The 14,121-nt window shown below is 72.0% G+C and carries 13 protein-coding genes and 1 pseudogene; 9 read left to right on the plus strand and 5 right to left on the minus strand.

Features of this window, described 5'->3' with window-relative positions; translation table 11 throughout:
* The first annotated feature begins 115 nt into the window (after positions 1 to 115).
* From FHX80_RS06465 to FHX80_RS06480, 4 genes and pseudogenes are all read left to right on the plus strand, one after another.
* A complete protein-coding gene (locus tag FHX80_RS06465) occupies positions 116 to 1,027 on the plus strand; it encodes a GDSL-type esterase/lipase family protein (protein WP_145763320.1) in 912 nt (303 codons plus the stop codon).
* A 27-nt stretch (positions 1,028 to 1,054) separates the two neighbouring features.
* On the plus strand, positions 1,055 to 2,053 hold the full coding sequence (locus FHX80_RS06470; RefSeq protein WP_145763321.1) for an aldose epimerase family protein: 999 nt from the start codon (positions 1,055 to 1,057) through the stop codon (positions 2,051 to 2,053).
* A 90-nt stretch (positions 2,054 to 2,143) separates the two neighbouring features.
* A pseudogene (locus FHX80_RS06475) lies at positions 2,144 to 2,452 on the plus strand (TetR family transcriptional regulator C-terminal domain-containing protein); the annotation flags it as partial.
* 118 nt (positions 2,453 to 2,570) lie between these two features.
* Positions 2,571 to 4,514, plus strand: a complete 1,944-nt coding sequence (locus FHX80_RS06480; RefSeq protein ID WP_145763322.1) for a flavin monoamine oxidase family protein — start codon at positions 2,571 to 2,573, stop codon at positions 4,512 to 4,514.
* Positions 4,515 to 4,529: 15 nt separating this feature from the next.
* Here FHX80_RS06480 and FHX80_RS06485 read toward each other — a convergent pair whose 3' ends face one another.
* The 3 genes from FHX80_RS06485 to FHX80_RS06495 all read right to left on the minus strand — a co-directional run bounded on the left by FHX80_RS06485 (position 4,530) and on the right by FHX80_RS06495 (position 7,228).
* On the minus strand, positions 4,530 to 5,348 hold the full coding sequence (locus FHX80_RS06485; RefSeq protein ID WP_145763323.1) for an EI24 domain-containing protein: 819 nt from the start codon (positions 5,346 to 5,348) through the stop codon (positions 4,530 to 4,532).
* A gap of 341 nt (positions 5,349 to 5,689) precedes the next feature.
* On the minus strand, positions 5,690 to 6,118 hold the full coding sequence (locus FHX80_RS06490; RefSeq protein WP_145763324.1) for an organic hydroperoxide resistance protein: 429 nt from the start codon (positions 6,116 to 6,118) through the stop codon (positions 5,690 to 5,692).
* 90 nt (positions 6,119 to 6,208) lie between these two features.
* Positions 6,209 to 7,228: an NADP-dependent oxidoreductase gene (locus FHX80_RS06495; protein WP_145763325.1), complete on the minus strand. Its 1,020-nt coding sequence runs from the start codon at positions 7,226 to 7,228 to the stop codon at positions 6,209 to 6,211.
* A 140-nt stretch (positions 7,229 to 7,368) separates the two neighbouring features.
* Here FHX80_RS06495 and FHX80_RS06500 point away from each other — a divergent pair, with 140 nt between their 5' ends.
* Positions 7,369 to 7,803: a MarR family winged helix-turn-helix transcriptional regulator gene (locus FHX80_RS06500; RefSeq protein ID WP_145763326.1), complete on the plus strand. Its 435-nt coding sequence runs from the start codon at positions 7,369 to 7,371 to the stop codon at positions 7,801 to 7,803.
* Between the two features lie 112 nt (positions 7,804 to 7,915).
* Here the strand turns inward: FHX80_RS06500 and FHX80_RS06505 are convergent, their stop codons facing one another.
* Positions 7,916 to 8,689: an SCO2400 family protein gene (locus FHX80_RS06505; protein ID WP_145763327.1), complete on the minus strand. Its 774-nt coding sequence runs from the start codon at positions 8,687 to 8,689 to the stop codon at positions 7,916 to 7,918.
* A gap of 78 nt (positions 8,690 to 8,767) precedes the next feature.
* On the opposite strand from FHX80_RS06505, the gene FHX80_RS06510 reads away from it, so the two are divergent.
* The 3 genes from FHX80_RS06510 (at position 8,768) to FHX80_RS06520 (ending at position 12,204) form a co-directional block, all read left to right on the plus strand.
* Positions 8,768 to 9,412 carry a hypothetical protein gene (locus FHX80_RS06510; RefSeq protein WP_145763328.1) on the plus strand — a complete coding sequence of 215 codons (645 nt, stop codon included), beginning with the start codon at positions 8,768 to 8,770 and terminating at the stop codon, positions 9,410 to 9,412.
* Positions 9,413 to 9,561: 149 nt separating this feature from the next.
* A complete protein-coding gene (locus FHX80_RS06515; protein ID WP_145763329.1) occupies positions 9,562 to 10,599 on the plus strand; it encodes a rod shape-determining protein in 1,038 nt (345 codons plus the stop codon).
* Positions 10,600 to 10,620: 21 nt separating this feature from the next.
* Positions 10,621 to 12,204 (plus strand): GAF domain-containing protein, encoded by a 1,584-nt coding sequence (locus FHX80_RS06520; protein ID WP_145763330.1) that lies wholly within the window; start codon positions 10,621 to 10,623, stop codon positions 12,202 to 12,204.
* Here the strand turns inward: FHX80_RS06520 and FHX80_RS06525 are convergent.
* Positions 12,182 to 12,613, minus strand: coding sequence for an Lrp/AsnC family transcriptional regulator (locus tag FHX80_RS06525; protein ID WP_145763331.1), 432 nt, complete (start codon positions 12,611 to 12,613; stop codon positions 12,182 to 12,184). The two genes, FHX80_RS06520 and FHX80_RS06525, sit on opposite strands and share 23 nt — an antisense overlap.
* A 124-nt stretch (positions 12,614 to 12,737) precedes the next feature.
* Between FHX80_RS06525 and FHX80_RS06530 the strand changes: the two genes are divergently transcribed.
* Positions 12,738 to 13,949: an MFS transporter gene (locus tag FHX80_RS06530; RefSeq protein ID WP_208764590.1), complete on the plus strand. Its 1,212-nt coding sequence runs from the start codon at positions 12,738 to 12,740 to the stop codon at positions 13,947 to 13,949.
* Positions 13,950 to 14,121: the final 172 nt, after the last annotated feature.

A 14,121-nucleotide genomic window follows, 5' to 3' on the forward strand; every position in this document is an offset into this window, starting at 1 on the left:
TACCGTCGGTCCTGGGCCCATCATTCGCTCTGCATTCACCCGGCGGGGCACGGGGGCCCGCCGACCGGTGCCAGGAGGGTTTGCCGGGGGCATGGGACAGGAGGGGAGCAGGGAAATGCCGGATCGCTTCGCGGGGCGCCGATCGCGCACAGCGCTGGCCGCGGTGGCCGCGCTGTCGTGCCTCGGCACGGCCGCACTGGCCGGCTGCGACTCCGGACCGGACCGCACGACGAAGGGCGCGGCGGCCGGGCAGCGCCCCTCCGCGGCGGCACCGGTCTGGGACCGCAGCCCGGGGTCGGTCGCGGCGGTCGGGGACTCCATCACCCGCGGGTTCGACGCCTGCTCGGTGCTGGCGGACTGTCCCGAGGCCTCCTGGTCTACCGGCACGGACAGCACGGTGCGCAGCCTCGCGGTGCGGCTGCTCGGCGCCTCCGGCGCGGCGGAGCGCAGTTGGAACCACGCGGAGACGGGGGCCCGGATCGCCCAGCTGCCGGAACAGATGGCGCTGGCCGCGAAGGAGGACCCCGATCTGGTGACGGTGATGATCGGCGCCAACGACGCCTGCCGGGACTCGGTGCGGGTCATGACGCCGGTGGCCGATTTCCGTGCGTCGTTCGAGGCGTCGATGCGCCAGTTGCGCAGCACCGCGCCGAAGACGCAGGTGTACGTGTCGAGCGTGCCGGATCTGAAGCGGCTCTGGTCGACGGGGCGCGGCAACCAGCTGGGCAAGGAGATCTGGAAGCTGGGGATCTGCAAGTCGATGCTGGGCGACGCGGACGACATGAGCGCCCCGGCGGTGGCCCGGCGCGCGGCGGTGCGGGAGCGCGTGGTGGCGTACAACGACGTGCTGCGCGAGGTGTGCGCGAAGGATCCGCGCTGCCGTTACGACGGCGGGGCGGTCTTCGACTACCGGTTCACCGGCAAGCAGCTCAGCCCCTGGGACTGGTTCCACCCGGGGCGCAACGGGCAGGCCCGGCTGGCCGAGATCGCGTACCGCAATGTCACGGCGGCCCGGCCCCCCGCGTGAGAACCGGCCGGTCTAGAGTTCGTGATCATGGACACGGGTTCGAGTACGGCGATGCGTACGGAAGACTTCGGCACCCTCGGGGACGGCACGGCCGTGCACCGCTGGACGCTGGAGCGGGACGGCACGCGGGTGCGCGTGCTGACGTACGGCGGTGTCGTGCAGTCGGTCGAGGTGCCGGACCGTGACGGCGTGCGGGCCGGTGTGGCGCTCGGCCTGCCGGATCTCGCCTCGTACCTGAAGTACACCGGGCCGTACTTCGGCGCGCTGGTCGGGCGGTACGCGAACCGGATCGGCGGCGCGGCCTTCGAACTCGACGGCCGGACCCGTCACCTCACGCGCAACGAGGGGCGCAACCACGTGCACGGCGGGGCCCTCGGCTTCGACAAGCGTGTGTGGGACGCCAGGGAGATCGCGGACGGGGTCGAGCTGTCCCTGGTCTCGGCGGACGGCGAGGAGGGCTTCCCGGGGCGGCTGGAGGTCACGGTGGCCTACACGCTGGACGAGGGCGGGGCGCTGCGGATCGCGTACCGGGCGACGACGGACGCGCCGACCGTGCTGAACCTGACGAACCACACGTACTGGAACCTGGCGGGCGCCGACAGCGGCAGCGCGCTCGGGCAGCGGCTGCGGATCGCGGCCGGGCGGATCACCCCGGCCGATGCGGAGTCGCTGCCGACGGGTGAGTTCCTGCCGGTGGACGGGACCCGGTTCGACTTCCGGGAGCCTCGGCCGGTCCCCGAGGAGTACGACCACAACTACGTGCTGGACGAGGGCGTGACGGGTCCGGCGGCCGAGTTGTACGACGAGGTGTCGGGGCGCGCCCTGACCGTCACGACCACGGAACCCGGTCTTCAGCTCTACACGGCGGACCACTTCGACGGGGAGCCGTTCGGGCCGTGCGCCGGGATCGCGCTGGAGACCCAGCACTTCCCCGACTCCCCGAACCGGCCGGAGTTCCCGAGCACGGTGCTGCGGCCGGGCGGCGCGTACGTGTCGACGACGGTGTACGGCTTCTCGGTGCGCTGAGGCGGTACGGGGGAAGAGCCCCGGAGCGGGGTCAGGGACCGCTCCGGGGCTCTTCCGTACATGGGTGCCGCCGGGGGGGGTGGACGGGGGGGGGGGCACCCGGCGCGGGAGTTCTTCACCCACCACTACACCCAGGTCCGGGCGAGCATGGCGGCGATGCTGCGCACCGAGTTCGGGGAGCGGCTGCCGGGCGGGCTCACGCCGGAGCGTGCCGCGCCGCTCCTGATCGCGACGATGGACGGGCTGCAGTACCAGTGGCTGCTGGACCCGGAAGCGGTGGACATGCCGGCAGCGTTCCAGGACTTCCTGCGGCTGCTGCGGCCCGACGCCGCACAGACCTCGCGGCCGGAGTCCGCGGACGCCCCCGAAGCCGAAGGCCACGACCCCGCCCACGACTGACATGACCTGCGGCAACGCCGATACGACAAGATCGTTAAGCGTCACCTGAGGGTGATTCCCGGGCGGTCTACGCGCGTCCATGTGAATGCGCCCGTTTCGCGCCCCCCAGGGTGTCCGCATGACTTCCAAGCCAGCCGAACCGACGTCCGGCCTGCCCTCCAGGCGCACCATGATCGCGGGCGCCGCCGCAGGCGCCACCGCCCTTGCCGCGACCGCCATGACCGCGGCGAACGCCGCCACGCCCGGCTCCCCCGCCGCGCCTGCCGCCCCCGCCCCCGCGGCGGCCCCGGGCTCCGACTGGAACGCCTGCCTGACCGTCGCCCGCGCCATCCTCGTACGCGACGAGCAGGACGAGCCGCTGGTGCCGCACTACCGTGACGTCCTGCTCTCCAAGGGCCTGCCGCGCAGCCGCAAGGCGCCCAAGAAGGTGCTGATCATCGGCGCGGGCCCGGCCGGGCTCACCGCCGCCCGGCTGCTGCGCGACGCCGGACACACCGTCACCGTGATCGAGGCCAACGGCAACCGGGTCGGCGGCCGGATCAAGACCTTCCGCAAGGGCGGCCACGAGAACTCGAAGGCGCCGTTCGCCGACCCGAAGCAGTACGCCGAGGCCGGGGCCATGCGCATCCCCGACAGCCACCCGCTCGTCACCGGGCTCATGGACAGCTTCGCGCTCAAGCGCCGCCGCTTCTACCTCGTCGATGTCGACGAGGCCGGCCGGCCCGTCAACCACACCTGGATCCACGTCAACGGCATCCGGGTCCGCAAGGCGGACTACGCGAAGAAGCCGCAGGCGGTCAACCGCTCCTTCGGGGTCCCCGCCGAGTTCGAGAACAAGGCGGCCTCGACCATCGTGCGGGAGGCCTTCGCCCCCGTGCGCGCGGAGTTCGAGGGCAAGGAGGGCTCGGAACTCGTCAATGGCTGGGCACGCGTCATCCAGCGGTACGGGCACTGGTCGATGTTCCGCTTCCTTACCGAGGCGGCCAAGCTCGACGAACGCACCATCGACCTCATCGGCACGGTCGAGAACCTCACCTCACGGCTCCACCTCGCCTTCGTGCACAGCTTCATCGGGGCCTCCCTGATCAGCCCGGACACCGCGTTCTACGAACTGCCCAACGGCACGGCGACGCTGGCCGACGCGATGTACGCCAAGGTCAAGGACCTGGTGCGGCTGGACCGCCGGGCCGCCAGGATCAGCCACGGGGCCGACGGCGTCCGGGTCGAGACGGTGTCCGAGGGCCGGGACGGCAAGGTCGTGCGGGAGACGTTCACCGGCGACCGCGCGATCGTCACCGTGCCGTTCTCCGGGCTGCGCCACATCCCGGTCACCCCCGCGCTCTCGTACGGCAAGCGGCGCGCGGTGACCGAGATCCACTACGACGCGGCCACCAAGGTGCTGCTCGAATTCAGCCGCCGCTGGTGGGAGTTCGAGGAGAAGGACTGGAAGACCGAGCTGAACAGCATCCGGCCCGGTCTGTACGACGCGTACCGGCTCGGCAAGGCACCGGCCGACGGTTCACTGCTGGGCGCGCACTCCTCCGTACCCTCCGGCCATCTGCCGCCCAACCAGCGCGTGCACTATGCGGCGTACCGCGCGACCGCCCGCAACCAGCCCGAGGCGGCGCACGTCATCGGCGGCGGATCGGTCACCGACAACGCCAACCGGTTCATGTACCAGCCCTCCCACCCGGTCGACAAGAGCAGGGGTGGCGTTCTCCTCGCCTCGTACAGCTGGGCCGACGACGCCCTGAAGTGGGACTCCCTGGACGACGACGAGCGCTACCCGCACGCCCTGGGCGGGGTGCAGGACGTGTACGGGCAGCGCATCGAGGTCTTCTACACGGGGGCCGGTGCCACCCAGTCGTGGATGCGCGACCCGTACGCGTACGGCGAGGCGTCCGTGCTGCTGCCCGGCCAGCACACCGAACTGCTCGCCGATGTGCGCTCCGCCGAGGGGCCGCTGCACTTCGCCGGCTGCCACACCTCGGTCAAGCCCGCCTGGATCGAAGGGGCGTTGGAGTCGGCGGTCCGCACCGCGCTGGAGGTGCACACGAGCTGACGCGTACCGGCGGGCTCAGTCGTTGACGGTGTGCGGCGAGGTGGACGGCAGCATCGCCTCGCCCTCCCCGTCGTCCCCTTCGTCGTCCGTGTCGTCGCCCTGTCCCACCAGTTCGCGCGCCAGCAGGGTCGCACCCGCGACGGCCCCCGGCATCAGGAACACGGCGACGAACGGGACCAGGAAGGCGAGGCCCAGCGGCACGCCGAAGCCGAGGATCAGCAGGCGGCGGCCGCGCAGCAGCACGAGCCGGTCCTTCAGCACCATGCCGCGGCGCTGGAGCGCGACGGCGGTGAGCTCCTCGGCGAGGAAGTAGCCGGTGACGCAGAAGCCGATCAGCGGGACGACGGTCTGGCCGGCGACCGGGACGAATCCGAGGGCGAAGAGCAGGACGGCGTACAGGGCGACCCGCACCAGGATGCGCACGCTGTCCCGGGCGGAGATCCACAGTTCCCGCCAGAGCGTCAGCCCGGAGACGGGGACCTCTCCGCCCTCGGCCCGGTCGACCTCCTCGGAGAGCGACTCGTAGAAGGGCTGCCCGACCAGCAGCGTCACGGCGGTGAACGTGATCACCGCGAGGAACAGGCCGAAGGCGAAGACCAGCACGGTCAGGGTGGTGCGGAGCAGCCCCAGCCAGGGCGAGGACCAGTCGTCGGCGAAGGGGGTCGCCCAGGCCGCCAGGTCGTCGGCCCCGTAGCCGAGGCCGACGAGCGCGCCCGCGTACACCACCAGGGTGATGAGGCCGGGGATCAGGCCGATGCCGAACCACCGTCCGTGCCGGGCGACCCAGCGCTGCCCGTTGAACAAATAGCCGAATCCGGCTGCCGCTTCACGCATTCCGTCAGGGTACTTGCGCGGGTCCGCCCGGCCGACCCGGGAGACGGGTGCCGCCGACGGTGACGGTGGACGCCGGGCCGAGCGTGGAGCGCGGCGCCGGTCACGGCTCCCCCGCCGTGCCCGGAGCACCGGACAGCGCCGAGGGCCGCACCCCGGCTGGGATGCGGCCCTCGGCCACGTACGAGCGGTGTCCGTGGCACGAGCGGTACGTACCGTACGGGTCGTGCGCGCCGTACGAGTCGTGCGTGCCGTACGAGACTTACGCGCGGTACGAGCCGTGCGCGCCGTGCAAGTCGGCCGTGCCGTACGAGTGTTGCGCGCCGTAGAGGTCGTGCGTGCGGTCAGGCGACCGACAGTTCGACCTTGATGTTGCCGCGCGTCGCGTTCGAGTACGGGCACACCTGGTGGGCCTTCTCGATGAGCGCCTGCGCGGTCGCCGTGTCGACGTTCGGAATGGTCGCCGTGATCGCGACCTCCAGGCCGAAGCCACCGGCTTCGGTCTTGCCGATGCCGACCGCGGCGGTCACCGTGGAGCCGGAGATGTCGGCCTTCTCCTGGCGGGCCACGACACCCAGCGCGCCCTGGAAGCAGGCGCTGTAGCCGGCCGCGAAGAGCTGCTCCGGGTTGGTGCCCGCACCGCTGCCGCCCATCTCCTTCGGCGGGTTGACGACCACGTCGAGCTTGCCGTCGTCCGAGGAGACCCGGCCGTCGCGGCCGTTCTCGGCGGTGGCGACGGCGGTGTACGCGACGGCGATGTCCTGAATGGTCATGATGTATGAATCCTTCTGCTGATGCGCCGCGACTCGCGCCCACGATCGCGACGGCCTGGGATGAGCCTAACGGGTGCCTTGACAGCGGTGTCAGCCGAGAGAAACGATCATCTTTCCGGTGTTCTCGCCACGGAGCAACCCGAGGAAGGCCTCGAAGCCGTTCTCGATGCCCTCGACGACGGTCTCGCGGTACTTCAGCTCGCCCGAGGCCAGCCAGCCGGCCACCTCCTGGACGAACTTCCCCTGGAGGGCGGCGTGATCGCCGACGAGCATGCCCTGAAGGCGCAGCCGCTTGCCGATGACGAGGGCGAGGTTGCGCGGGCCCGGGGCCGGCTCGGTCGCGTTGTACTGCGCGATCATGCCGCAGATGGTCGCGCGGCCGTGCACGTTGAACGAGGAGATCGCGGCTTCGAGGTGCTCGCCGCCGACGTTGTCGAAGTAGACGTCGATACCGTCGGGAGCGGCCTCGCGCAGCTGCTCGGCGACGGGGCCGTTCTTGTAGTTGAACGCGGCGTCGAAGCCGTACTCCTCGACCAGCAGCTTGACCTTCTCGTCGGAGCCCGCGGAGCCGATGACCCGCGAGGCGCCCTTGATCCTCGCCAGCTGGCCGACCTGGCTGCCGACCGCACCGGCCGCGCCGGAGACGAAGACCGCGTCGCCCTCCTTGAAGGAGGCGACCTCGAAGAGGCCCGCGTAGGCGGTGAGCCCGGTCATGCCGAGCACGCCGAGGTAGGCGGAGAGCGGGGCGAGGGAGGCGTCGACCTTCACGGCGCGCTCGGCCGGGACGTCGGCGTACTCGCGCCAGCCGAGGCCGTGCAGGACCTGGTCGCCGACCGCGAACCCCTCGGCGTTGGACGCGACGACCTCGCCGACCGCGCCCCCGTCCATGGGGTGGTCCAGTTTGAACGGCGGGGTGTACGACTTCACGTCGTTCATCCGGCCGCGCATGTAGGGGTCGACCGAGAAGTACCGGTTGCGGACGAGGATCCGGCCCTCGGCAGGAGCGGTGACCGGTGCCTCACGCAGCGCGAAATCCTCGGCCTTCGGCCAGCCGTGCGGACGGGCTACGAGGTGCCATTCACGGCTGGACGTGGGAAGTGCTGCAGACATGGGCTCGGTGTCTCCTCAATGTCTCGGGGGGGGAGGGAGGTGCGGGAAGCCGTTCGGCCGGAGCGGAAAAGCTTCACCATGTGAAACAACCATGCGCCTAGATATTTCATGTTGTCAAGTAACCGGCTATCCTGGGCGTCATGGCCACCCGTACAGACCCACTGACCCTCGAAGTCGTCGAGCTCATCGGCACCGTCGTGGCGCGCTACTACGAGGAGTACGAGCAGGCCGCGGCCGCGCACAGCCTCACCGGTGCGCAGGCCCGGGTTCTCGGGCTGCTCTCCCTGGAGCCGATGCCGATGCGCCGGATCGCGCAGAAGCTGAAGTGCGAGCCGTCGAACGTGACCGGCATCATCGACCGGCTGGAGGTGCGCGGCCTGGTAGAGCGTCGGCCCGATCCGGCCGACCGGCGGGTGAAGCTGGCCGCGCCCACCGAGAAGGGCACCCGGACGGCGCGGCAACTGCGTGAATCGCTCGACTTCGCCCGCGAACCACTGGCCGGCCTCTCCGACGCGGACCGCGCGGTGCTGCGGGATCTGCTGCGCCGGATGCTGGGCATGGAACCGTCGGCCTGAACCTCCCGGTTTCGGGCCCCGGGGCTCAGCCTCTGGTGGCCCTCAGCCCGTGGGTCTCGGTCCCCGGGTTTCAGCCAGTGGGTCTCAGTCCCCGGGTCTCAGCCCGTGGGTCTCAGCAGAACCACAGGAACCAGCAGGTGTCCGAAGGGGCCGGCGCCGGGGTGGGGGTCGGCGTGGGCGTGGGTGCCGGCTCTTCGGGGGCCGGGGACTGCGACGGCTCGTCGCCCGTGCCGTCCGGCTCGGACGGCACGGCGGACGGGGTGATGGGCGCCGCCTCGGACGGGGTGACGGACACCTCCGCGGTGGCCGCCGGGGCCGAGGTGGCGCCTTCGGGGCGCGGCCGGCCCGTGCGGCCGGCGCCGGAGGGGTGGGCGTCGGTGGCCGGAACCACCGAGGGGCTGCCCGCGGGGGTGTCCACGGGGCCGGGCGGCTCGACGGTGCCGCTCGTCGTGGGTTCGGGGGCGGGCGCGGGCGCGGTCGTGACGGACGTCGACTCGCGTACGTAGTCCGAGGCGCCGTCGCCGCCGCCGGACTCGGTCGCCAGCTCGGCCAGGCTCAGCGCCCCGGCGGCGAGGACCACCCCGAGCAGCCCCAGCAGCACCGTACGGCCGCGACGGCTACGGGCCCGGCGGCCCCGGCCCGGCCGACGTGAGCCGCGCCCACCGTGCCCCGCCGGGGCGGCGGCGCGCTCCGTCCGGGCAGCGTCGCGCCCGGGGCGGCGCCGGCCTCCGGAACGGGACGGCGCGGTCTTCTCGTCCCGCGCGTCCCGCTCGTGGCGGAGGGGCGCGGGCGCGGCGTAGTGGCTCAGCGCCTCCGCGGGGGTTCCGCATCCGGCACAGGCCAGGGCTCCGTTGAGATGCCGCTGACAGGGGTGGCAGTAATCCATGGCGCCCGCAGATTAGATGCCCATCGGACAAAAGAGAAAGCGACTCAGGTGAGGATGTTGTGTGGAAGCGTTGATTCCATGACCGCCGCCACGCCTTTCGGCCCCCGTGAATTCCAGCTTGTCCTGTTGCGCCGGATGGCCGACCACCAGCCCGGCCTCGTCGAGGACGCCCGGTACGAACTGAGTGCCACGCTCGCCGAGATGCGCGAGGCCAACCGCCGCTGGCAGGCCATGGTGCGGGCGCCGAGGGGGCGGGGGTCGCTGCGCCGCTACCGCTCCGTGCTCGGTGAGCCCGAGTCCTCGCTGCGCCGCACGGTCGGTGATCTGGAGTGCGACGCGCTGCTCTGGCCGGTGCCGCTCTGGCCGGATCTGCGGTTCGAGGTGATGGCCGGGCCGGGCGGGGCCGTATGGAACGAGTGGCTGGTGCGGGCCCCCGGCGCGGCCGCCCCCGCCCTGCACACGGCCGGGGATCTGCGCCCCTGGTCGTGCACCGTGGACGAGGTGGCCCGGGCCTTCGCACCGGCCCGCCCGATGGAGGGCAGCGCGCCGACCCGCTGGGCGCTCGCGATCACCGCTCCGGCCACGGCCACGCCTCCAAAGACCGCTCCGATCACGGCTCCGGGCACCGCCCCGGACACCGCTCCCGCCACCGCGCCGGAAACCGGCGAACCCTACGTCGCCGAGTTCACCTGGGGCCTGCTCCAACGGCTACTCCCGCGCTGACGGGACCGAGAGGTCATCGGCCGACGAGCCGTCAGCGCCTTACCCCCTACGGCCCATCCCGCCGCGCACAACACCTCCCACCGGCGCACGATACGAAGAGAACCGGCTGCCCGTCGGTACCCCCATCAGTGCTCTCGGGAGGACCTGCCGTGACCGTCAGCCTTGAGCAGTTGCGCCGTTGCCATGTCGCTGTCGACCTCGGGGCCGCCCGGACCCGGGTGTACATCAAGGGGCTCGGGCTCGTCGTCGACGAGCCGAGCGCCGCCGCCGTGAACACCCGGACCGGCTCGCTCATCGCCGTCGGCGCGCTCGCCGAGCAGATGACGGGCCGCACCCCCGACTACATCCGGGTGGTCCGTCCGGTCTCCGGCGGAACGGTCGTGGACATCGAGATGGCCCAGCGCATGCTGCGCCAGCTGCTCGGCGAGAAGCTCCGCCGGCAGCTGCGCCGCAAGCCACGGCTGCGCGCCGCCGCCAGCACCCCGCACGACAGCGATCCGCTCGCCCAGCGGGCCGCCGTCGAGACCCTGGTCGGCCTCGGTGCCCGTCGCGTCGAACTCGTCGACACCCTGATCGCGGCGGCCGTCGGCTGCGGACTGCCGGTCGAGCAGCCGACCGCCACCATGATCATGGTGTGCGGGGCCGCGACCACCCAGATCGCGGTCCTCTCGCTCGGCTCGATCGTGACCGCCGTACGCATCCCGATCGGCGGCGACGCGATCGACCACGCGGTGATCGAGCATCTGCGCCAGTACCACGAGCTGATGCTGCCGAGCCAGTCCGTACGCCCCCTGCAACTGGCGCTCAGCGGCATCGGCCCAACCCCCCACGGGCCCACCGTCACCGAGATCCACGGCCGGGACGTGGCGACCGGCCTGGCCCGCTCCGTCCAGGTCGACACCGACTCGGTGCGGCAGGCGCTCCACCGCCCGCTGACCGCGGTCCTCGACGGTCTGGGCAAGGTGCTGCGGGGCTGCCCGCCCGATCTGGTGGCCGACCTCGCCGACTGCGGGATCATGATGGTCGGCGGCAGCGCGCTGCTGCCCGGTCTCGACCAGATGCTGCGCGACGCGACGGGCATGCCGGTGCACATCGCCGAGCGGCCCGACGTCTGCTCCGTACTGGGTCTCGGCGCCATGCTGGACGGCAAGATCCGCCCGATGGTCCTCGACCCGCTCGGCTGCTGAGCGCCACGGGTCGTACGGCGGATGACGGACGAACAGCGCGACGCGACACCCGGCGGAGGAATCCCGCAGGCGCCCCGGCTGCCGATGCTTCTGGAGGCGGTGCTGAGCGTCGGCACCGATCTCGAACTACGGTCCACCCTGCAGCAGATCATCGACGCCGCCACCGCGCTCACCGAGGCCCGCTACGGGGTGCTGGGGGTTCTGGACCCCGAGCGCGGCACCATCGGCGAACTGTTCGTCTCCGGGCTGAGCGACGCCGAACGGGAAGCCATCGGCGACTACCCGGACGGCCACTCGGGCATGCTCGGCGCGCTCATCGACGAGTCGGGGCCGCTGCGCTCCGACGACGTGACCACCGACCCCCGCTCCACCGGGGTGCCGCCCGGGCATCCCCCGACGCGCTCGTTCCTCGGCGCCCCGATCCGGGTGCACAACGAGGTGTTCGGGAACATCTACCTCACCGAGAAGAGCACCGCGCACTTCACCGACACCGACACGGCGCTCCTGCGGATCCTCGCCTCGCAGGCCGGGATCGCGATCGGCAACGCCCGGCTGTACGAGACGGCCCGGCAGCGGGAACGCTGGATCGAGGGCGCGGCCGCGGTCACCAACACCCTGCTGACCAGGAAGAACGCCGCCGACGCCCTGACCACCGTGGCAGAACGGGCCAGGATCCTCAGCGACGCGGCAGCCGGGGTGATCCTCCAGCCGACCGAGGAGGGCGGGATGGAGATCGTCGCCGCCTCCACACTCGACGATCCGGCCGGTCTGGTGGGCACCGCCATCGCACCCGGCTCCCCCGTCCTGGTCCAGCTGCTGGGCGGCGAGCCGGTCTTCATCGAGGACTCGTCGACCGATCCCCTGATGACGACGCCCGTACGGTCCCGGTTCGGGCCCAGCATGCTGCTTCCGCTGCAGAGCGGCGGGCGGCTCATCGGCACCCTCGCCCTGCCCCGGCGGCGCGGCGGCCGCCCGTACACGGCCACGGACCGGCTGCTGGCCTCGCAGTTCGCCTCGCAGGCCGCACTCGCGCTGGTCCTGGCGGACTCCCAGCACGACCGCGAGCAGCTCGCGGTGTACGAGGACCGGGACCGGATCGCCCGCGATCTGCACGATCTCGTCGTCCAGCGGCTGTTCGCCACCGAAATGATGCTGGAGTCGACCCGCCGCCGGGCCGGTGGCGGGGAGACCGACGAGCTGCTCGGCAGGGCCGTCGACGAGCTGGACTCCACGATCCAGGAGGTGCGGACGACCATCTTCGCCCTCCAGCAGCCGCCCGCCGAGGCCCCCACCACCTTCCGCGGTCAGGTGCTGCGGGAGACCCGGGGCGCGGCCGCGGTGCTCGGTTTCCAGCCGTCGGTGCGCTTCACCGGGGCGGTGGACGCCCTGGTGCGGGAGCCGGTGGGCGAGCAGCTGCTCGCCGCGCTGCGCGGGGCGCTGGCGGCCGCGCACCGGCGGACCGGGGTGTCGGAGATCGAGGTGGAGGTCGATGCGACGGCCGTGCTGCCCGACGGCAGGGCCGCGGTCCGGCTGACGGTCGACGACGACGGCCGGGAACGGGACGGCTCGCGCCCGCCGGCCGTCATCTGGCAGGCGCCGCTCTGAGCGCGACCCGGGTGTTGGAGTGGGCGACGCCCGCCTCCCGCCTGAGTCTGCGCAGCAGTGCGTCCAGCGCCGCGGTGTCGGCGGCGGTGGCGCGGACGAGATAGTCGTGCCCGCCCGTCACGTGCACCACCTCGGTGATCCCGGGCAGGGTCAGCACCGCCCGCTCGAAGACCTCGTTGGTGGTGTCCATCCGCAGCGTCACGTCGATGAAGACGACAAGACCGGTCCGGGTGTCGGCGGCGGGGTCGACGATCACGGTGAAGCCGCGGATGACACCGTCCCGGCGCAGCCGCCGCACCCGGTCGGCGGCCGCGTTGGCGCTGAGCCCGACCCGTGCGCCCAGATCCCGGTACGAGATCCGCGCGTCCTCCTGGAGAACGCCGAGGATTTCCCTGTCCAGACGATCCATACCGCGATTGTCTCAGCTTCCGGGTGACAGTGACTGCTCAGGCGCCCGTCGGCGGCGGCCGCCCCCGTTCCCGCATGGAGCAGGCCGACGGGCCCGGAACCGGCTTCCGCCCTTGACTGGCACCGTGGACACAGCCGTCAAGCAGCCCGCCGTGCCGGACACCGCGCAGCCACCCGGCGCCTACCGCAACCTCGCGATGGCCACGATCGGCTTCGCGCTCACCTTCTGGGCGTGGAATCTGATCGCGCCCATGTCCGGGGACTACAAGGACCGGCTGGGACTGAGTTCGTTCCAGCAGTCGCTGCTGGTCGCCGTGCCGGTGCTGGTCGGCTCGCTGGGCCGGATCCCGGTCGGCGCGCTCACCGACAAGTATGGTGCGCGGCTGATGTTCCCGCTGATCTCGGCGCTGACCGTCGTACCGGTGCTGCTGCTGATCCCGGCGAAGGACTCCTACGGCGCGATGCTGGTCGTGGGCTTCCTGCTGGGTCTGGGCGGCACGACGTTCGCGATCGGCATCCCGCTGGTCAACTCGTGGTTCCCGCCCTCCGAACGAGGCCTCGCCCTCGGTGTGTTCGGCATGGGCATGGGCGGCGTGGCGCTGTCCGGGTACTTCACCCCGCGGATCGCCGAGCACGGCCACAACCTGCCGTTCCTCGTGGTCGCCGGAGCGCTCGTGGTGTACGCGGCGCTGGCGGCGGTGCTGGTCGGCGACCGGCCCGGCCGGCAGGTCCCGACCGGCACACCGGCCCGTCGGCTGGCTGCGGCGGGGCGGCTGCGGGTCACCTGGGAGCTGTCGGCGCTGTACGCGATCGGCTTCGGCGGCATCGTGGCGTTCGGCGTCTATCTGCCGACGTACCTGAAGACCTGGTACGACCTCTCGCCGACCGACGCCGGAACGAAGTCCGCCGGATTCGCCCTGGTCACGGTGGTCTTCCGGCCGATCGGTGGCTGGCTCTCGGACCGGATCCACCCGGCGCTGGTCTCCTCGGCGGCGCTCGGAGTGGCCGCCCTGATGGCGATCGTCCAGGCCTTCGACCCGAAGCTGATGCCCGGCGGCACGATCGCGCTGCTGATCATGGCGGCCGGGCTGGGTGCCGCGAGCGGCAGCGTCTTCGCCCTGGTCTCGCAGGTGACACCGCAGGCGAAGGTGGGCAGCGTCACCGGGATCGTCGGCGCGATGGGCGGACTCGGCGGCTTCGTGCCGCCGCTGGTGATGGGCGCGATCTACAGCGAGAAGGGTTCCTACTCGATCGGCTTCATGCTGCTGTCCGACCTGGCACTGGCCGGCTGTGTGTACGCGTACGGGCGGATGCGGAACATCCCGCGGGACGCCTGAGGCCCGGTCCGCCGGCGCACGACGAACGGCAGCGTCCTGGCGGGGACGCTGCCGTTCGTCGTGCGCCGGTTCAGCCCCTTGCCGCGGGCCGGTTCAGTGTGTGCTGGCGACGCAAAATTAATAAGTCAAGGTCGTATCCAAATCCCCGCAGGATGTCCTCTCCAGCCATCCG

It is taken from the genome of Streptomyces brevispora, from assembly GCF_007829885.1.
Classification (GTDB): Bacteria; Actinomycetota; Actinomycetes; order Streptomycetales; family Streptomycetaceae; genus Streptomyces; species Streptomyces brevispora.